The organism is Spiroplasma endosymbiont of Lonchoptera lutea (genome assembly GCF_964019715.1).
GTDB lineage: Bacteria > Bacillota_I > Bacilli_A > Mycoplasmatales > Nriv7 > Nriv7.
This window is the reverse complement of record NZ_OZ026463.1, coordinates 435470-455102: the sequence shown is the minus strand read 5'-3', so window position 1 is coordinate 455102 and position 19633 is coordinate 435470. Positions and strand designations below refer to the sequence as shown.

Annotated in this window: 23 protein-coding genes, 1 other RNA gene and 1 pseudogene; 10 read left to right on the top strand and 15 right to left on the bottom strand. The window is 26.1% G+C overall.

All coding sequences use genetic code 4. The annotated features are described in order from the left end of the window. Positions 1-100 precede the first annotated feature (100 nt). From AACK97_RS02515 to AACK97_RS02500, 4 genes are all read left to right on the top strand, one after another. A complete protein-coding gene (locus AACK97_RS02515) occupies positions 101-1045 on the top strand; it encodes a glycosyltransferase family 2 protein (protein ID WP_338968567.1) in 945 nt (314 codons plus the stop codon). Beyond that, positions 1045-1794, top strand: a complete 750-nt coding sequence (locus AACK97_RS02510; RefSeq protein WP_338968564.1) for an RDD family protein — start codon at positions 1045-1047, stop codon at positions 1792-1794. Before AACK97_RS02515 ends, AACK97_RS02510 begins: the two co-directional genes overlap by 1 nt. Positions 1795-1806: 12 nt before the next feature. Then, positions 1807-3948, top strand: coding sequence for an ATP-dependent helicase (locus AACK97_RS02505; protein ID WP_338968563.1), 2142 nt, complete (start codon positions 1807-1809; stop codon positions 3946-3948). Positions 3949-4039: 91 nt separating this feature from the next. Beyond that, positions 4040-4303: an HPr family phosphocarrier protein gene (locus tag AACK97_RS02500; protein WP_338968560.1), complete on the top strand. Its 264-nt coding sequence runs from the start codon at positions 4040-4042 to the stop codon at positions 4301-4303. Positions 4304-4471: 168 nt separating this feature from the next. Here AACK97_RS02500 and AACK97_RS02495 read toward each other — a convergent pair whose 3' ends face one another. Beyond that, entirely contained in the window at positions 4472-5416 is a 945-nt protein-coding gene (locus AACK97_RS02495) for an IS30 family transposase (protein ID WP_338966714.1), read from the bottom strand. Between the two features lie 504 nt (positions 5417-5920). Here AACK97_RS02495 and AACK97_RS02490 point away from each other — a divergent pair. The 4 genes from AACK97_RS02490 (at position 5921) to AACK97_RS02475 (ending at position 7429) form a co-directional block, all read left to right on the top strand. Then, positions 5921-6319: a hypothetical protein gene (locus tag AACK97_RS02490; RefSeq protein WP_338968558.1), complete on the top strand. Its 399-nt coding sequence runs from the start codon at positions 5921-5923 to the stop codon at positions 6317-6319. Continuing rightward, positions 6252-6473 carry a hypothetical protein gene (locus AACK97_RS02485; RefSeq protein ID WP_338967872.1) on the top strand — a complete coding sequence of 74 codons (222 nt, stop codon included), beginning with the start codon at positions 6252-6254 and terminating at the stop codon, positions 6471-6473. Before AACK97_RS02490 ends, AACK97_RS02485 begins: the two co-directional genes overlap by 68 nt. 164 nt (positions 6474-6637) lie before the next feature. Continuing rightward, entirely contained in the window at positions 6638-6823 is a 186-nt protein-coding gene (locus AACK97_RS02480) for a hypothetical protein (RefSeq protein WP_338968556.1), read from the top strand. Between the two features lie 363 nt (positions 6824-7186). Further along, positions 7187-7429, top strand: coding sequence for a hypothetical protein (locus AACK97_RS02475; protein ID WP_338968554.1), 243 nt, complete (start codon positions 7187-7189; stop codon positions 7427-7429). Here AACK97_RS02475 and AACK97_RS02470 read toward each other — a convergent pair. Beyond that, on the bottom strand, positions 7421-8365 hold the full coding sequence (locus AACK97_RS02470; RefSeq protein ID WP_338968551.1) for an IS30 family transposase: 945 nt from the start codon (positions 8363-8365) through the stop codon (positions 7421-7423). The two genes, AACK97_RS02475 and AACK97_RS02470, sit on opposite strands and share 9 nt — an antisense overlap. A 124-nt stretch (positions 8366-8489) precedes the next feature. Here AACK97_RS02470 and AACK97_RS07610 point away from each other — a divergent pair. Next, positions 8490-8798, top strand: a pseudogene (locus AACK97_RS07610) (IS30 family transposase); the annotation flags it as partial. Positions 8799-8817: 19 nt separating this feature from the next. Here the strand turns inward: AACK97_RS07610 and AACK97_RS02465 are convergent. The 13 genes from AACK97_RS02465 to AACK97_RS02405 all read right to left on the bottom strand — a co-directional run bounded on the left by AACK97_RS02465 (position 8818) and on the right by AACK97_RS02405 (position 18990). Continuing rightward, on the bottom strand, positions 8818-9006 hold the full coding sequence (locus AACK97_RS02465; protein ID WP_338968548.1) for a hypothetical protein: 189 nt from the start codon (positions 9004-9006) through the stop codon (positions 8818-8820). A 207-nt stretch (positions 9007-9213) separates the two neighbouring features. Then, the gene (gene rny, locus AACK97_RS02460) at positions 9214-10749 is read right to left on the bottom strand and encodes a ribonuclease Y (RefSeq protein WP_338968546.1); all 1536 of its coding nucleotides are present in this window, start codon (positions 10747-10749) and stop codon (positions 9214-9216) included. 204 nt (positions 10750-10953) lie between these two features. Then, positions 10954-11973 carry a recombinase RecA gene (gene recA / locus AACK97_RS02455; protein ID WP_338968544.1) on the bottom strand — a complete coding sequence of 340 codons (1020 nt, stop codon included), beginning with the start codon at positions 11971-11973 and terminating at the stop codon, positions 10954-10956. Positions 11974-12023: 50 nt separating this feature from the next. Beyond that, the gene (locus AACK97_RS02450) at positions 12024-12479 is read right to left on the bottom strand and encodes a CinA family protein (protein ID WP_338968543.1); all 456 of its coding nucleotides are present in this window, start codon (positions 12477-12479) and stop codon (positions 12024-12026) included. Between the two features lie 23 nt (positions 12480-12502). Beyond that, positions 12503-13120 carry a CDP-diacylglycerol--glycerol-3-phosphate 3-phosphatidyltransferase gene (gene pgsA, locus AACK97_RS02445; RefSeq protein WP_338968541.1) on the bottom strand — a complete coding sequence of 206 codons (618 nt, stop codon included), beginning with the start codon at positions 13118-13120 and terminating at the stop codon, positions 12503-12505. A 59-nt stretch (positions 13121-13179) separates the two neighbouring features. Continuing rightward, positions 13180-13580, bottom strand: an RNA gene (gene rnpB, locus AACK97_RS02440) — RNase P RNA component class B. Positions 13581-13601: 21 nt separating this feature from the next. Further along, on the bottom strand, positions 13602-13934 hold the full coding sequence (locus AACK97_RS02435; protein ID WP_338968539.1) for a DivIVA domain-containing protein: 333 nt from the start codon (positions 13932-13934) through the stop codon (positions 13602-13604). A 4-nt stretch (positions 13935-13938) separates the two neighbouring features. Beyond that, on the bottom strand, positions 13939-14505 hold the full coding sequence (locus AACK97_RS02430; protein WP_338968538.1) for a hypothetical protein: 567 nt from the start codon (positions 14503-14505) through the stop codon (positions 13939-13941). Positions 14506-14510: 5 nt separating this feature from the next. Further along, a complete protein-coding gene (locus AACK97_RS02425) occupies positions 14511-15506 on the bottom strand; it encodes an NAD(P)H-dependent glycerol-3-phosphate dehydrogenase (protein ID WP_338968537.1) in 996 nt (331 codons plus the stop codon). 21 nt (positions 15507-15527) lie between these two features. Then, the gene (gene der, locus AACK97_RS02420) at positions 15528-16847 is read right to left on the bottom strand and encodes a ribosome biogenesis GTPase Der (protein ID WP_338968534.1); all 1320 of its coding nucleotides are present in this window, start codon (positions 16845-16847) and stop codon (positions 15528-15530) included. Positions 16848-16862: 15 nt separating this feature from the next. Continuing rightward, positions 16863-17552 carry a (d)CMP kinase gene (cmk, locus tag AACK97_RS02415; protein WP_338968532.1) on the bottom strand — a complete coding sequence of 230 codons (690 nt, stop codon included), beginning with the start codon at positions 17550-17552 and terminating at the stop codon, positions 16863-16865. A gap of 43 nt (positions 17553-17595) precedes the next feature. Further along, positions 17596-18309: a hypothetical protein gene (locus tag AACK97_RS02410; protein WP_338968530.1), complete on the bottom strand. Its 714-nt coding sequence runs from the start codon at positions 18307-18309 to the stop codon at positions 17596-17598. Between the two features lie 27 nt (positions 18310-18336). Beyond that, entirely contained in the window at positions 18337-18990 is a 654-nt protein-coding gene (locus AACK97_RS02405) for a hypothetical protein (protein WP_338968528.1), read from the bottom strand. A gap of 89 nt (positions 18991-19079) precedes the next feature. On the opposite strand from AACK97_RS02405, the gene AACK97_RS02400 reads away from it, so the two are divergent. Continuing rightward, entirely contained in the window at positions 19080-19631 is a 552-nt protein-coding gene (locus AACK97_RS02400) for an inorganic diphosphatase (RefSeq protein ID WP_338968526.1), read from the top strand. Positions 19632-19633: the final 2 nt, after the last annotated feature.

Here is a 19633-nt window from a genome sequence, read left to right as displayed (position 1 = left end):
TGTCCCATTTATATTTACAATTCAGGTTATATGATAATAAATTAATTAGGTAATATATAAAGGCAAATGTTATAATTACTATATTGAGGGAGTGGTAATGGTGACAATCAGTTTTATTTTAACTAGTTCTAATGATAATAATAAGTTAGAAGTAACATTAAATAGTATTTTAAAACAAAAGGGTAAAGATTATGAAATTATTATTGTGGATGATAAAGCAAAAGATGATACTCTAGAATATATTACTAAATTTTTTCAAGAACATAGTGATACTATTAAAGTTATTAGTAGCTGAAAGGAAATTGAAACCGCTAATGCTTGAAATTTAGCATTAAGTAATGCTAAAGGAAGTTATGTTTTATTTTTACAACCAGGATATAAATTAATAAATAATTTTATGGAAAATATTATCCAAGAAATTAATAATAATGATGAACCTGATTTAATTGAATTTATGGTTCAATATTCTAATGTTTATCATCATATTTCTTCACGAAGATTAAAAAATAATAATTTGTATCATCCTCTTTTAAATCGGGAAGTCTTTGCTTTAATTCATCATTCACTATTTAATAAGTTATTTAAAAAAAAGATTATTACTAGTCATAAAATTACTTTTCGGCGTTCTAATCGTTTTGATTTACTATTTATTTATAAAATATTACCGTGAATTGAAACTTTATATACGAGCACTAAAATATTAGTAGATATTGAAATTGAGCCATTCTTGAATTTTAATAGTTTTGATTTTTTAAAGCAATGAGTTCATATTTATAACTATTACAAGCAAATAAACTTAGCAAGAGAGTTAATTGAAGAATTAGAATATGCATTTGTTCGCTTTCATTACTATACATTTTTAAAAGTTATTGCTCCAACAGGAAATAAAGTATTAGTTAAAAAAGCTATTCAAGAAGTTACAAATAAAGTTACGAAAAGATTTCCTCACTGAGAAAAAAATCAATATCTCAATTTAGTACCAAACGATTTGTTCAATAAAGATGTTGCCAAAGATTGAAAAAAATATTTAAAGAATTTTGTTTAATGGATATTATGAAAATTAAAACTATTAGTAGTGATAATGACACTATAAGAAAAAAAACGCCATATTTTTTAGTAAAACTTTGAAAAGTAATTTTTGCTAGAGTGATTGATTATATAATTATCAGTATGATTATTTTTATTATTACTTGGGGAATTTATCAAAATCAATATCTTAATGACTGACAAAAAGCAATTATTAATCATTTTAGTGCATTTTCATTATTAATGTCTTATTTTGTTATGATGCCATATTTTTGTCAAGGTAGAACAATAGCAAAATTTATTTTTTGTTTTAAATTAATCAAAGAAGGTCAAAATAAGATTCGGATTTGAGATTTATTATATCGGGAGTTGTTTATTACAATTATTCCGTGAGTAATTTTGATTATTAGTAATTTATTTGTTAGCTTAGTTTTTAAATATCCAATTTTTATTTTTAATTATCAAAACATTTTTGTAATTACTAAACCACAACATTCTTTACCGTTAGCTGTAACAATTACATTAAGATTAATGGGATTATTTTATTTATTATGATATGGTTCATTAATGTTACTTTATAAGTTTGATGTTAAAAATCAATTATTCTTTGATCGCTATTTACACATTTATATTGTTAATGTTCGGTATCATCAAGAGAAAAAGCAAAAAAAAGAAAAATTACAAGATAATAAAATTCATATTCATTTACAAGAGTCTTTACCGGGAACTATTAATAGTAAAGAATTAAAAGCAATTGAAGAGTTATAAAAGGAGTAGAAGATGAATATAAACCATTTAAATGAAGAACAAAAATTAGCAGTTTTAAGTAGTGAAGGTGCTAATAGAATTATAGCTGGTGCGGGAAGTGGCAAAACAAGAGTTATTATTTATAAAATTGCTCATTTGATTCATAATTTGGCCATTAGTAGTAATCAAATTTTAGCCGTAACTTTTACTAATAAGGCAGCTAATGAAATGAAAAGTCGATTAAATGAATTGGTTGGTGATCAATCTAAATATACATGAGTTCATACATATCATGCCTTTTGTGTTCGAGTTTTAAGAAATGATATTGTGGTTTTGGGATATACAAAAGATTTTATTATTATTGATACTGTTGATAAAATTAATATTTTAAAAGATATTATTAAAAATAAGCAATATAATTTTGATAGTAATGAAATTAAGAAAGTTAGTAGTATGATTTCTTATTGAAAAAATCATCAATTATCATATAGTGATATTATTAATAGTGATTTTTATCATGAACATAAGCAACAATGATTAGAAATTTATAAGATTTATTTACAAAATTTGCCTAAGAATAATATGGTTGATTTTGATGATTTATTAACTTTAACTTTAGAATTATTTTCACATCATGCAGAAGTATTACAAAAGTGACAAAAACGATTTTCGTATGTTTTAGTTGATGAATTTCAAGATACTAATGAATTACAGTTTGAATTAATTAATTATTTAGTAAAAATCCATCAAAATATTACTGTTGTTGGTGATCCAGATCAAACAATTTATTCTTTTCGCGGGGCAAAAGCAAGATTAATTTTAGATTTTGATAATTATTTTCCTAATGGGAAGACTTTTATTCTTAATCAAAATTATCGTTCAACACAAAATATTTTAGATGTGGCAAATATTCTTATTAGTTATAATCATTCACGAATTGCTAAAGATTTATTTACGATGATTGACTATGGTAGTAAGACAAAATTATATCATGGCAATACTAGTATTCGTGAAACTAACTGGGTGGCAAAAGAAATTAAAAAGTTAGTTGAGAAAAAAATTTTATTAAATAATATTTTAATTCTTTATCGTGCTAATTATCTTTCTCGTGATTTAGAAGAAGCATTAATTAATAATCATATTAATTATCGTATTTATGGTGGTTTTAAGTTTTTTGAAAGAAAAGAAATTAAGGATGTTTTAGCTTACTTAAAAACTTTAGTTTATGGTGATCAATTATCAACAGTAAGAGTTTTGAATTTGATTAAAGGTGTGGGGATGACAACAATTAATAATTTAATTGAACAATCACAAAATAATCATCAATCGCTTTTAGAATATTTAATGGTAAATGTTGCTAGTTTAAAACCATCAATAATTGAATTAGTTACATATTTAAAAGTTTGAAAAGAGAAACTAAAATCATATGAAAAGATGACTTTATTCAGTCAAGATTTTTTAAATAACGGTAATTACTTACAGCAATTAGCAGATGGTTTTGAGGAAGAACGCTTAGAAAATGTTAAAGAATTATTTAATCATATGGAAAATTATGATTTGCAAAATGTGGATTCATTACAAGGAATGGAATTATTACAACATTATTTACAAGAAGTTAGTTTATATGTTGATCAAGATGAAAATTCTGCTAATCAAGATAGAGTTAGTTTGATGACGATTCATAATGCTAAAGGTTTGGAATATGATTTTGTATTTATTATTGGTTTAAATGAAGGCATTTTTCCTAATACTTTAAGTATTGAAGAAGGAATTTCTGCTATTGAAGAAGAACGAAGAGTTTTATATGTTGCGATTACAAGAGCAAGAAAAGGATTATTTTTAAGTTATAGTGAAGGGTTTTCTTATGTAACTAATAATTACCGCTTACCTTCAAGATTTGTTATTGAAATTAATCCTAGTTTATTAGAACTTAAAAGCGATGAACAATTAGAAGATACTAAGCGGTCATTAAGTTGAACAATACCGAAAAATATTTCTTTAACACCAGCAAAAAAATCGCAATGAAAAACTGGTGATGTTATTCAACATTCTACTTTTGGTAAAGGGATTATAACTAATATTTTAAATTCTAATGTTGAAGTTGCTTTTAATAGTGGGATTAAAGTTTTACGATCTAATCACCCGTTATTAAAGAAGGTTTTGAGTGAAGATTAAATATCTAGTTTTTAATTGCTGTTTATGTTAGTATTAACTTACATTTATTAATTATTATTTATTGATGTAAAAAATTAAAGGAGAAATAAAAATGTCATCATTTAAAGCTAAAATTACTGATCCAATTGGAATGCATGCGCGACCGGCTGCGATTGTTGTTAAAGAGGCTTCAAAATATAGTTCTACTATTAAAATTAAAGTTAATGGTCGTGAAGGAAATTTAAAGTCAATTATGAATATTATGGCTTTAGGAGTTAAAACCGGAACAGAAGTAGAAATTGAAGCAATTGGTAAAGATGCTGATGTTGCAATTGCTGGCATTAAAAAAGCAATGAAGGATAATAAATTGGTTTAATATAAAATTTAAAAATACGAATAATTTCGTATTTTTATTTTGTTTTTTTTAAGATTGCAAGGACGCATAAAGTTTTGTTAGGTGGGAAAAGATTTGAATAAGTATTAAGACAGTCAGCAATGATTGTCTTTTTATTTCCTGAATTGTAAATATAAATGGGACAGTTTTTTAAAATAATTGTATTAAATCTATTGGTCTTTTATAAGATAATGATTTTCTGGGTGTAGAATTAATTTGAAATGCTATAGAATTTAAGTCTTTTTGTTTATATGAAGATAAATCAGTAGATTTTGGTAAATATCTTCTTAAAATACCATTATTGTTCTCATTTAAACCTCTTTGACAAGGTTTGCCGGCATCTGCAAAATAAATTTTAACATTACAATTTTTTTCAATTAATTTTCATTTACTAAATTCTTTACCACGATCAAAAGTAATAGTTTTAATTGTTCCTGGTATTAATTTTGAAATAAATTTTATTATACTTTGTGTAATACTTTCTGCTTTATGATTTTTAGTTTTCAAAGGAATTGTGGTTTTTGATCATATATCAGCTAAAGTAATAATAGAACTTTTATGATCTTTACCAACGATAGTATCTCCCTCTAAATGGCCAAATTCTTGTATATTTTTAATATTTGGAATGATTAAATTTCTTTCATGAATAGATTTACAATTATTAATTCTGCCCCTAGTTTCTTTTTGTTTATGAGGTTTATTTTTGCCTTTTCTCAATAAATTTTTTTCATCAAAACCCATTCGATTTGTTTTAAACATGTTATATAAAGTTTTTGTTGAAATATTTTTTATTTTATTTTTCTTTAAAAAATCAGCAATTATATCAAGAGCATAATTTTTAGTAATTAACAAATGATTGATAGTATTAATTTCTGTTAAAGTTAAAATTATTAATTTTCTACCTGCATTTTGTTTATTTTTTTGAACTTGATTCAATATTTCTAATGGTAATAAGTTTTGATTTAATAATTTACAAACTCTGTGTACAGTTGATTTACTATAATCAATTGCTTTTGCTATTTTACGAATAGAAAATCCATAACTTTTATATTCTTTTATTGCTATTATTGATTCAATAGTCAGATACTTATACATTGTGCTAATTCCTTTCTTTTCTTAATTATAGAATTAACACAATTTGTTTTTTATATAAGTGTCCTTTTTAATTTTACATTTCAGGTTTTATAAGATGTTAAAAATTTGTTCTTTGAAAATTAAATACAAGTGAGTTAATAATGTTGGTATGTATTAAAGCACGATAAATTGTGGGTGGTCGCCATAACCAAAAGAAGTTTACCAGTTAATAGATAACATCCTATTAGCTATAGCAATTTGTTTCGTTTTGCAATAAAAAAATGAATGGGTGGATTTCCTAAAAATATACACGCTATTAAATTAGTTCCAAGGATAGGATGCGGATATTAAAGTGTAGAAATTTCTATATAGGGATATACTAAGTTTAAAATTATTAAAATCTTTGTCTAATTAAAAAAACAAAATTTACTAACAAAGCTTGTTAAACACTTAAATCTTCGATATATAAGTGTTTAAAAAACTAAGTTAACTAACTTAGTTTATTCATAAGAAAGGTAATTTATTATGAAAAACATTGAAAACATTTTCTTAAATACTAAAAAATATCTTTTAAAAGAAACACAAAACGCAATGTTTATTAAAGCACCAAAAATTCCGTGATTTAATGAACAAATCGGCATTTGGTTTCCAAAGCGATTTGTTTATAAAGGAAAATATGAAAATTCTATTTGCATCGGAATAATAAAAGATAGTAAATATCAAGTAATTTCAGTTAATCAACAAGAGCAAGAAACCAAGTGAATTAAAGGACAAGAATTATTAAGTTTCTTCATTGCCGAAAAAGAAAACAACAAAAAAGATACAAATTATAACTATTTTTTAAAGGAGTTTAAAAATGAATATTGCGATTGGAATAATATTTACTATTATTTGCATAATGTTATTAGCATATTTTGCTTATAAAATTTATGCCAAAATAAAAATGCGAATTAAATATAAAAATGCCATTAAAAATAATACTGGTAATTTTACAAAAGACGAAAAAGTATTTATTGCTCGCTTTGAAGAATGAGTTAAAGCTCCTAATTCAAAAGAAAATAACGCGGATAAAAAATAATGTTTTGAGAAATTATTATGGAATTCTTAAAACTGTTTGTTCCGATAGAAAAAATGCCTGCACAAGTTGCCTTTATTGCCGGATTAATTATTATCATTACTTTTCTTTTCGCATTAATTTCAATTATGTATTTACCAATAAAAATGATTTTTGGGAGATAAAAAATGACAATAAACTTAAAAGAATTTAATTGAGAACAAATTAAACAAACTTTCTGAGATTTATTTATTCAAATTACAACCATCCCCGCTCACATTACTGGTGGTAAAGAAATTAAATTAATAGAAGCACCACTTTGACTCTTAATAGCAAACATTGCTTTTTGATTTTTAACAGCGATTATGGTGTAATTTATTCTAATGTTACTTTGAAAAACCATATCAATATTTAGATAGAAGCGAAATTAATGTCAAGAAGTTACATTAAAGAAAGGGGGTGATTATATGATTGGAACTTTATTGGCCGATGCACCAGTAACAGTAGAAAAAATAACAGCTAGTGACGCGATGACTAAATTATGAAATGCAATTATAACGGCTTTTACTAAAATGTAAGAAATTATTGCTGTTAATATGCCACAAGTTGGTAACTTCTTTGCTGACTATTGAATCTTCATTTTTCCATTTATTTTGGCAATATTCTTTATTTGCTTTAAAATGTTTGAAAAACTACTTGGAGCAGTACGCTAATAAAAAAATAAAGTGAGGTGCAAGATGAAATTTTGCAAATGAATAATAGAAAAAAATAACCATTTTATTGAATTAAATCGCACCTCATTTTTAATTTTATGACATTGAGGAGCAATTTGATATATTTACAACGGTTATTTTAAAAACATTGTGAGCTATTTATTTTTAGCGGGTTGTATTTTAATTTTCCTTTTTAAAATCGGTAATTTAACACAAATTAACAAAGTCCTGAATTGTAAATATAAATGGGACAGTTTTTTAAAATAATTGTATTAAATCTATTGGTCTTTTATAAGATAATGATTTTCTGGGTGTAGAATTAATTTGAAATGCTATAGAATTTAAGTCTTTTTGTTTATATGAAGATAAATCAGTAGATTTTGGTAAATATCTTCTTAAAATACCATTATTGTTCTCATTTAAACCTCTTTGACAAGGTTTTCCGGCATCTGCAAAATAAATTTTAACATTACAATTTTTTTCAATTAATTTTCATTTACTAAATTCTTTACCACGATCAAAAGTAATAGTTTTAATTGTTCCTGGTATTAATTTTGAAATAAATTTTATTATACTTTGTGTAATACTTTCTGCTTTATGATTTTTAGTTTTCAAAGGAATTGTGGTTTTTGATCATATATCAGCTAAAGTAATAATAGAACTTTTATGATCTTTACCAACGATAGTATCTCCCTCTAAATGGCCAAATTCTTGTATATTTTTAATATTTGGAATGATTAAATTTCTTTCATGAATAGATTTACAATTATTAATTCTGCCCCTAGTTTCTTTTTGTTTATGAGGTTTATTTTTGCCTTTTCTCAATAAATTTTTTTCATCAAAACCCATTCGATTTGTTTTAAACATGTTATATAAAGTTTTTGTTGAAATATTTTTTATTTTATTTTTCTTTAAAAAATCAGCAATTATATCAAGAGCATAATTTTTAGTAATTAACAAATGATTGATAGTATTAATTTCTGTTAAAGTTAAAATTATTAATTTTCTACCTGCATTTTGTTTATTTTTTTGAACTTGATTCAATATTTCTAATGGTAATAAGTTTTGATTTAATAATTTACAAACTCTGTGTACAGTTGATTTACTATAATCAATTGCTTTTGCTATTTTACAAATAGAAAATCCATAACTTTTATATTCTTTTATTGCTATTATTGATTCAATAGCCAGATACTTATACATTGTGCTAATTCCTTTCTTTTCTTAATTATAGAATTAACACAATTTGTTTTTTATATAAGTGTCCTTTTTAATTTTACATTTCAGGTAACATGTTTAAAACAAATCGAATGGGTTTTGATGAAAAAAATTTATTTCAAAATTAATACCAGGAACAATTAAAACTATTACTTTTGATCGTGGTAAAGAATTTAGTAAATGAAAATTAATTGAAAAAAATTGTAATGTTAAAATTTATTTTGCAGATGCCGGCAAACCTTGTCAAAGAGGTTTAAATGAGAACAATAATGGTATTTTAAGAAGATATTTACCAAAATCTACTGATTTATCTTCATATAAACAAAAAGACTTAAATTCTATAGCATTTCAAATTAATTCTACACCCAGAAAATCATTATCTTATAAAAGACCAATAGATTTAATACAATTATTTTAAAAAACTGTCCCATTTATATTTACAATTCAGGTTCTAAAAACAAAGGGTTAAGAACTTTATTTGTTAATTCATTAGTTGCTGCCGCAAGCTTCGCATTTTTTATTTTAAAATTGTCATCATTAAAACTACCTGTATTACAACCAATTATTGTGCTTATTGGTGTAATAATAAAAGTAAAAGTTAGTAACTGCTTTAAAATTCTATTCATTTAAATCAACACATTCCCTTCATATAACAAATAAAAAGTAATTAAAATTATACTATTGATAATAATACTTTTATAGATAATTTAATAATTACTTTTACTTGCTATTGTTTTAATCACTTTAAAATAAAAATACAAGTATTTAACCACTTAATATCAAAAAGGAACAACATCATCATAAATTGTTCCTAATTATTTTATTATTTAATTTTAACGAGCAACCTCATTAGCTCTTAATTCTCTAATAACAGTGATATGAATATCGCCAGGAATGGTAATTTCTTTTTCAATTTTAATTTTCACATCATGAGCAATTTTATAAACCTTAGCATCACTAACCTTATCAGGATCAACAATAATTCTAATTTGTCTTCCAGCTTGAACAGCATAAGATTTTTGTACCCCAGGAATTGATTGACAAATTTCTTCAATTTGTTGCATTCTTTGAATAAACTCTTCTAAAGAGTTATTTCTTGCTCCCGGTCTAGCTGCCGATAAAGTATCCGCTGCCATTACTAAAACCGCATAAATACTTTGCGGACTAACCTCACCATGGTGCGCATGAATAGCATTAATAATTAGCGGGTGTTCACCATATTTTTTTGCTAATTGCACCCCCAAATTAACATGCGAACCATCCATTTCATAATCAATTGCTTTACCAATATCATGTAATAAACCCGCTCTTCTTGCTAATTTTTCATCCAATCCTAACTCAGCAGCCATTGTTCCTGCCAATTTTGCTACTTCAATACAATGCTGTAAAGCATTTTGACCAAAACTAGTACGATATCGTAATCTTCCAAGATAATAAACTAATCCAAGCTTCATATTAGTAATTCCTAAGTCATTAAGTACCTTTTGTCCAGTTTCTTGAATTAAAGTTTCCAACTCATCTTGGGTTTTCTTTAAAACTTCTTCAATTCTTATTGGTTGAATTCGCCCGTCGCGCATTAATGAATTTAAAGTTCGAACCGCAATCTCTCGTCTAATCGGATTAAAAGATGCCACTTGAATCACTTCTGGAGTATCATCAATAATAATATCAACACCTGCCGCTTGTTCAAGAGCCTTAATATTTCTACCTTCTTTACCAATAATTCGTCCCTTCATTTCATCATTAGGTAACTTAACAAATGCTGTTGTTTTTTCAGCAACAACATCATGGGCATACTTTTCAATAGCAACAGCAATAATATTGTCAGCAATATTTTTTGCTTTAATTTTAGCATCATTTTCACGATTTTTAATTAACTGTCCTAACTCTAAATCAAGTTTCTCCTCTAATTCCTTAAACAAAACTACTTTTGCTTCTTGTTGACTAAGTCCCGCAACTTTTTCTAATTCCAAAACAATTTTGTCTAACTTATCATAATAGTTTTCTTCAATTTTTTTAATATTATCTTTTTTTTGAAGAATTTCACGATATTGAGATTCCAACACTTCTTCGCGTTCAATAATATTTTTTTCGCGTTTCATTAATAAGGCTTCATAATTATTACTTTGACTTCTTCTTTGTTCTAAATCCATTGCTACTTCTTTTTTCATTTGCGCAATTTCTACTTTGATATCTGCCTTTGCTGATTGAATAATATTTTTTGCTTCTCGTTCTGCTTGCTCCAATTTTATTTGACTCTTTTTATCATTACTAGTACGAACAAAATACTTAATTAACAGACCAACGCCAATGCCAATCGCCAATGCCAAAAAAATTCCAACCAAAAGACCGAATTCTAATTTACTCATAAATTTTCCTTTCTGAATAGTTAATTTTCTTTTCAAATTATTAATAAAATTTAATTTTTTTTTTTAAATAATAGATAATTAGTTTAAAACATTACTTTAATGTTTACCTATTAATAATATCATTTTTTAATAACTAATTAAATACCAATATCAAGATTAAAAAACAAAAAGCAAGTCATTTGTTAAAAGACTTGTGATTAAACATTACTTAACAGTCTGTAATCACTCAGCAACATTACAATGCAACTGTTCTTGTAAATCAACATTAGCAATAAAAAATTCTCTAACCTTATCACGACCTAAACCAAGTTTCTGCTCACCATAATTATATCAAGAACCATTTTTTTGCAAAATATTAGCCTTTAAACCTAATGAAATCAATTCTTCTAACTTACATATTCCCCGATCAAAGTAAATATCTAAAACTGTCATTTGAAAAGGAGCAGCAACTTTATTTTTAACAATTTTAACTTTAGTTTTATAACCAACCAATTGATTATTAAGCAGAATTTGTTCACTTCTTCTTAATTCAACTCGTAATGATGAATAAAATCTTAATGCTCTACCTCCGGGGGTTATTTCTGGATTACCAAAAATAATTCCTACTTTTTCTCTAATTTGATTAATAAAAAAAACCAAACAATTAGTTTTAGCAATATATGAATTTAACTTGCGTAATGCCTTTGACATTAATCGCGCTTGCGCACCAATTGTTTGATCAGACATTTCACCATCTAATTCAACTTGGGGAGTTAATGCTGCCACAGAATCAATTACAATCAAATCAATAGCATTTGATTTAACAAAAACTTCTAATATCCCTAACGCTTGCTCACCTGAATCTGGTTGAACAATTATTAATTGTTCTAAAATAACACCAATTTTTTGAGCATAATTTGGGTCTAACGCATATTCTACATCAATAAAAGCCGCTTTACCATTACTCTTTTGAACTTCACTAATGGCATGTAATGCCAAAGTGGTTTTTCCTGAAGATTCAGCACCATAAACTTCAATAACTCGGCCCCGAGGATACCCGCCAATCCCAATTGCCATATCCAATAATAAACTTCCCGAACTAATGACATTATCTTTGGATGGCAGTTTTTTATTCATATCTACAACCGCATCCCGACCATATTCTTTAATAATTGTTTGTAATGCTTGTTGTAAAAGTTCTTCGCGATTAATAATTTCGGTAGTATTTGTTTTATTTTTTGACATTTTCTTACCTCCACTAAATAAATTAACAAAAAAAATAAACTTTTCCTAGTTTATTTTAAATTTTCTTTAATTAATTCTTTAGTTAATTTAACACATTTATTAATAATTTGTTTGTGATTTCCCGATAATTGATATTCATAAACTAAACATTTGTTATTATAAGCCAATGCAATATATACTAAACCTAATGGCTTATTTTCATGATTTTCAGGACCAGCATTACCAGTAAAACTAATTGCCATATCACTATCAAATAAATTTTTTGCGTTTTGTGCCATTTCAATAGCTGTTTTAACACTAACAGCACCAAATGATTGTAAAGTTGTTAACTGAACTCTTGCTAAATGAACTTTAGAATGAGCACTATAAGCTATTAACCCACCACGAAATACTTTACTAGCTCCTTCCGTCTTAACTAATGCTTCACTAAAAGCTCCTCCTGTAATACTTTCACAACTACTAATGGTTAAATTTTTCTTTTCTAATAATTTAACTAAATCGTGCAACTTTTTTTCCTCCTAATTAGTATTTATTTTTGATTGCTTTGTTTAATTCCAAGAATATAAGTAATTGCACTCCAAATTGAAAGCAATAATGATAAATACATTGGTATTAAAATAATATGATACTTTCATGAACCTCAACCACTATCTCATCCAAATCAAATATGATTAATAAAAAATAATAATGTTAACCCCACCATTTGCATTAGCGTTTTTAATTTACCATAATAATTAGCAGCAATAACAACTTTCTTAGTTGCTAAAAACATTCTTATCCCATCAAGCAAAATATCGCGAGAAATCAAAATTAATGTTACTCAAACCGGAATAATTTGCGGAATTGTCATAATGATTAAAACACCACTAGTCAACATCTTATCAGCAATCGGATCAGCAATCTTACCAAAGTTTGTTACTTGATTATTTTTTCTAGCAAGATAACCATCTAATCAATCACTAAAACAAGCAATAATAAAAAGGAACCCTGCAATAATTCAAAGAATATTAATTTTAACATTACTATCAATACTAATACTACCACTAACAAAATTATAGTTATCAAATGGTCCGCCTAACAACATTAAAATTAAAATTATTGGTACTAAAATAATTCGTACTAATGTTATTTTATTTGGTAAATTCATTAGCAACCCTCCTATATTAAATAATTATAACCTAAAAATAAAAAAAACGAGATTAAAAATCTCATAAGCCACATTCTGTTCTTAAAGACATCAATGCTTTAAGTGCTAATCATTTATCTATATTAATTAACCTTTAAATGTTAACAAATATCCATTAATTACTTATCATTCGCAATTAATAGTTCCCCTACCATAATTTGAGTTTCTCACTTATGGGGTTTACCGCGTTCCACTCTAATAATTTCTCATTAGCATCGTCACTATGGCACTTTTATAAACTACTAAACCATATTAAATAATTAACTTAGGTTATTAATTAGCCATCTAAGAAACAGCAGATGCTATTTCTTATCCTTGGATTATTTTTTATCCAAGCATAAACATTACTAGCATCACAGCTAGTGTGAGTGTGGACTTTCCTCTATTAAAAATAAATTTCTAACAGCGATTAGCACGGATTTTTAATCTCATATCCATTTTACTATTTATTAACTTTACTTTCAAGTTTACTTAACCGATTTATGATATCAACATTTCGTAAACCTTTTTCTTCTAACTTATCTCGTTGTTGCATAACAATTTCATAATTACTTTTTAACTTTTCATGTTCTTCAATTATTTCTTTAAGTTTTTCTTTTAAACGCGAAATTTCATCAATATGAGTTTCCATAATTTTATTAAAAGCATCATAATCTTTTTGAACAATATCTAAAAACCGATCAACTTCTTGGGCATCATAACCTTTAAAATTAATTTGAAATTCTTTTTCTAAAATATCCTCTTTTGCCAATTTAAAACTATTATCATTTTTCATAAAATTATTCCTCCTTTTTTATGGCATCAATCATATCAGTAATTAATCAATTAAATTGTGATAAACCTTTTTTATTACTAGAATTTAAAATCAATTGTTGTAATTTAATAAAATTAGTTTTTTTATTATTACTTTTTAACGATTGCACCTTATTAATTAAATTTTCATCATTCAAATGTTGCTCAATAAATAATTTTTGTTCAAAAGATAACGGTGTTACTAAAACACTATTAATATCAACAAACTTATCTTCAATAATTACATTATCATCTTGCAACATCTGAAAAATCCTATTAAATAATGACGTTAATGACATTGTTAACTTATCATTAAAATTACTAATTTGTAAATAATCTTTTTCTAATAATTGAACTAATAATTTATCAATTTTGTTAACATCAAAATTAGAAAAATTTTCTAATTCCCGCGGAGTTATAAATTGATATTCTTCCGATAATAAATGCATTAGTAATAATAAAATAATTAATTCATCTTCAGTAATTAAAAGAACCTTATAAAACTGTAATAAAAGTCTTCACTTATGAAAAATATTTAACGAATTTATGTTCATTATTTTTATTCAATTGGAAAATGTTTTAAAAAGTCGTTAATTACAATTTGCGGATTTTCATATAAATAAAGAATTTTATATAATAATGCAAATAAAGGGAGGTTTAACTTTAATTTTAGCATTTGTTCATTAACCAACCGACAAGTACCAAAACCTTCAACAGTTTTTTGCAATTGCTTAATAACAGTTTCTGGATCATTAGTTTTTCCAATTTCATAACCAAATTGATAATTACGAGATTTCGGTGACATTGCTGTTAAAATTAAATCACCAATTCCAGCTGGCGTTAAAAATGTTTCTAACTTTCCCCCCATTTTATTACTAAATTTAATTGCTTCATTTAAACCAATAGTAATAAAAGATGCGACAGTATTATCACTAGCATTTTGACCTTTTAACATTCCCGAAATAATCGCAACAACATTTTTTAATGCACTAGCACATTCAACACCAATAAAATCATTAGTAATCATCACCGAAAAATTTTCACTATTAAAATATTGTTGAACTTTTTTTGCATATAATAAATTCTCACTAACCGCTGTTACTTGTGTGGAAAATCTTTGAACAATTTCAATCGCAATACTAGGGCCATATAGTCCTGACAAATCTTCAATAATATCAGGATTTAAATTTTTGCGAATTGTTAATGATAACCTTTCACCACTATTAGGGTCAAAACCTTTAGCAATATTAATAAAATGCACTGGATAAGTTACTAACTCATTAATTTGCTGACAAACACTAGGTAAAACCAGCGAAGGAACCGCAAAAACAATAACTTTAGCATCACATAAAGCTTGTTTTAAATCATTAGTCGCCACAATATTTTCATTTAAACGAATTTCTTGAAAATATTTACTATTTTGATGATTATTATTAATATCATCAACTTCACTTTTTTCAATACCATACATTAATACTTCATTTTTATTATCTGCTAAAACTTGTGCCAAAGCACTAGCAAATGCACCAGTTCGTAAAATAATAATTTTTTGCATTCTTTTACCTTCCTTAAATATTTATTTTCTTTGACGAAAAATCAATCGTAAAGGAATTCCTTGAAAGTCAAAATATTCTCGTAACTGATTTTCCAAAAATCTTGCATATGAAAAATGTAAATGCTTCGGGTCATTAACAAATAAAACAAAAGTAATCGGTTGCTTACTTACTTGCGTAGCATAATATATCTTTAATCGTTCACCTTGAAAAATAGGTGGTTGATGTAATAATTGAGCCTTACTAAGAATTTCATTAACAACACTAGTTTGAATTCGTAAATTTTGTTTTTCTTGAATCTTATTAATATTTTGAAAAATCTTTCCAAGATGGACATTTTTTAATGCCGAAACAAAAATTACAAAAGCATAATGAAGATATTTAAAATGAACTTGAATTTCTTTACGAAAATCATCTAAGGTTTTTTTTGTTTTTTCCATTTCATCATATTTGTTAACAACAATAATTACCGGTTTATAACCCTCTTTCGCAATGGCACCAATTTTAGCATCTTGTTCTCTAATACCTTCTTTACCATCTAATACTAATAAAACAATATCACTTCGTTCCACAGCTTTTAAAGCCCGCAAAACACTATACTTTTCTAAATTTGTTTGAACTTTTCCTCGTTTTCTAATTCCCGCCGTATCAATAACAACAAATTTTTGCCCATTTCTAACAAATGAACTATCAACCGCATCAGTTGTCGTGCCTGGAACATTAGAAACCACAACCCGCGATTCATTTAATAATGCGTTTGTTAAACTAGACTTACCAACATTCGGTCGGCCAATAATAGCCATTTTAGTTTCATTTTCAAGATCTGGTTTTATTTCTAAATTTAACTGATTTAAACTAAAAATAATTTTATCTAACAAATCACCAATCCCAATCCCATGCGTTGACGAAACAGCAATTGGTTCACCAAATCCTAATTGAATAAACTCATATAGTTCATTATTAACTTGTTGATTATCATATTTATTAACAACCAAAATAACCGGTTTATTAATTCCATAAAGCATTTTAGCAATTTGTTTTTCCTCATCTTGCAAGCGTTCTTGATAGTTAGTAGTAAAAATAATAACATCCGCTTGTTCAATCGCAATTTGTGCTTGTAACAAAATTTGTTCTTGTAATTCATCATTACCAAAACCAAGACCACCTGTATCTACTAATCAAAATTCACGATTAAGTCATTGTGCCTTTTGATAAATCCGATCCCGCGTAACTCCTACTGTATCATCAACAATTGATAAACGATTTTTAATCAAGCGATTAAATAATGTTGACTTACCAACATTAGGTCGCCCAATAATAGCGACAATTGCAGAATTTTTCATTTTATTTTTTCCTAACTATGCATTTGCAAAAAGCATTGATTTCTTTTTAATTTCATAAGCCATTGTTGCAATTAAATCAACAATTTGATCTAAAGATAAATTACTATTATCAATTTCAATCGCATCATTTGCTTTCTTTAAGGGACCAACTTTACGATCGGAATCTTGACGATCACGATCTTGTAAATTATTTTGAACATTAGACAATTCTAAAACTATTCCTTGTTGTCGTGCTTGTTCCACTCTTCTTTGTGCTCTTTTACTAACTGTTGCTGTTAAAAATATTTTTAATTGCGCATTAGGTAAAACAACCGTCCCAATATCTCTCCCTGCAAGAATATAACCAAAACCTTGAACAATTGCTCTTTGACTTTTAACCATAAATGTTCTTATTGCTTTGATAGCACTAATAGGACTAACATACTCAACAACCTTTTTACTACTTAAATCATAAGAATTTTGTTTTACCCCATTCACATAAATATTGCCATTAGCATCATAACTAAATCTAATATTAGTCAACACCTTAATAACTGCTCGATTATCATCAATATCAATTTTATTTACTAAACAATAAAGTGTCAAAGCCCGATACATTAAGCCAGTGTCAATAAAAATATAATGTAACCGTTTAGCGACTAATTTAGCAGTTGTTGACTTACCACTTCCAGCTGGTCCATCAATAGCAATATTTATCTGTTTCATTTTTATTCCACCTCTAATAAATTATACATCTAATATAATGATATTATTGAATTAATAAAAGTAAAAGAACAATTAATAATGCGATAATCAAGATAATACTACCAATTATTAACAATACCAATCATTTAAAACTAATTTTTTGTTTTTTAAACCTTGTTACTAACTGATTAAATTGCTCATCAGTAATTACTGCTGAATTGGATAATAATTCTACTAACGGTTTTTTACTAGGCATTAACGCCTCGGGATGCTTTTTTAAATTTTCTTGATAGATTTTAATTACTTGCTGGGTCAATTCCGTTTCTGAAGAAATTTTAGTTTGTAAATTTTTAACAGAATTTTCTAATGCTAAAATTATTTCTTGATATTTACTTTCACTAGTACCATTTAAATGCTGTCCAAACTTATGATGATAATTATGGTCTTGTAAAATTTGCTGTAAATTAACATTATCATTTAAATCACAATCATACTTACTACGAATATCGGTTAAATATTGATTAATTTCATATCTAACTTCAAAATTAATAAAATCTTTTGAATGGTCTTGATGTAGTTGAGGACTTAATAGTTCTCATTCTTGATTAATATTATCAAGAAATTCTTGAAAATATTCCTTATCAATATGACTAAAACGCGTAATATAATCTTGCAATAACTCTTCTTCTTGCAATAATGCTTGATCTAACTCAATCTCACGATTAATTTGCTCTCGTAAGAGCGAAAATCGTTCCATCCTTGTTTGTTCAATTTTCACTACTACCGCCTCATTTCTCTAATATAATTATAATAAAATATAATAACTTGCGTTAGCATTTTTTTCAATTAATGGTCAAATTGCTGTTATGATTAAACTATAAACTAAAGCTTCCAAACAAAATTTTATTAAATTAAATGGTAAAAAAACTACAAATAATTGATTTCGTAAAGATGCCATCCCATATAATTCCAAAATAAAAGCTCAATTTAAAAAAGTCATTCAAAATGAATTAATGATGGCTGCTAAAAAAATACTAATAATTCAAACAATAATTGTTAAAAATTTACCAGAACTATTTTTTGTTCATCCACAAAATTGAATAATAAAAAATAATGGTATTTGGACAATTAAAAATATTGAATAAAATCCTCCTGTTGCTAACATTAAAGCTAAATAAGCAATTGGACCACTAACACTAGTAATTAGTATTAACATTCAAGGAATTAAAAATACTAAAAAATAAGTATAAATAATTCCTAAAAACGGAAAAGCAATAATAATAAAAACATCAATAAATTCTAATTTTAAGTAAGGCAAAAATAAAGGCGGAATAAATTTACTAATATAACCCACTAATAAACAAATAGCTAAAAAATTAGCAATTAAAACTAGCTTTTTAATTGTTAATTGACTATCATTTTTAAATGTTACTCATAACAATCTTGTTGTCTTTCTCATTAATTTATTACTCCTTAATTAATTACCGTTATTTCAACATATTTATTGTATAATATTTTTACAAATAAAGAAAAGGAGAAAATTTATTAATGGAAAATAATATCGTTCCTGTAATTATTGAAATTACTACTGGTAGTAGTAACAAATATGAATATAATTTTGAAACTAAAAGAATTATTTTAGATCGTGTTTTATATGGTGCTAATGTTTATCCTGCCGAATATGGTTGTATTGAAAATACTTTAGACTGAGATGGTGATCCGCTTGATGTTATTGCTTTAGCAACATATCCAACAATTGCTGGATGTCAAGCCAATGTTAGAATTCTTGGAGCCTTAGAAATGATTGATGGTGGTGAAATTGATACTAAGCTATTTGGTGTTTTAGCCGATGACCCGCATTTTAATCATCTTAAATCTTTAAAAGATGTTCCTGAACATACTTTAGCAAAAATTAAAAATTTCTTTATCCAATATAAACAGTTACAAAAAAAAGCAGTTATTGTTAAAGAATGAAAAGATGAACAATGAGCTTTAAAAGAGTTAGCTCATTGTCGTGAACTATATACTAAATATAACGAACTTCTAATTAATGAAGGAAAAGAAAAATTACTAGAAAAATTTAAAGAAATACAAAAATAATC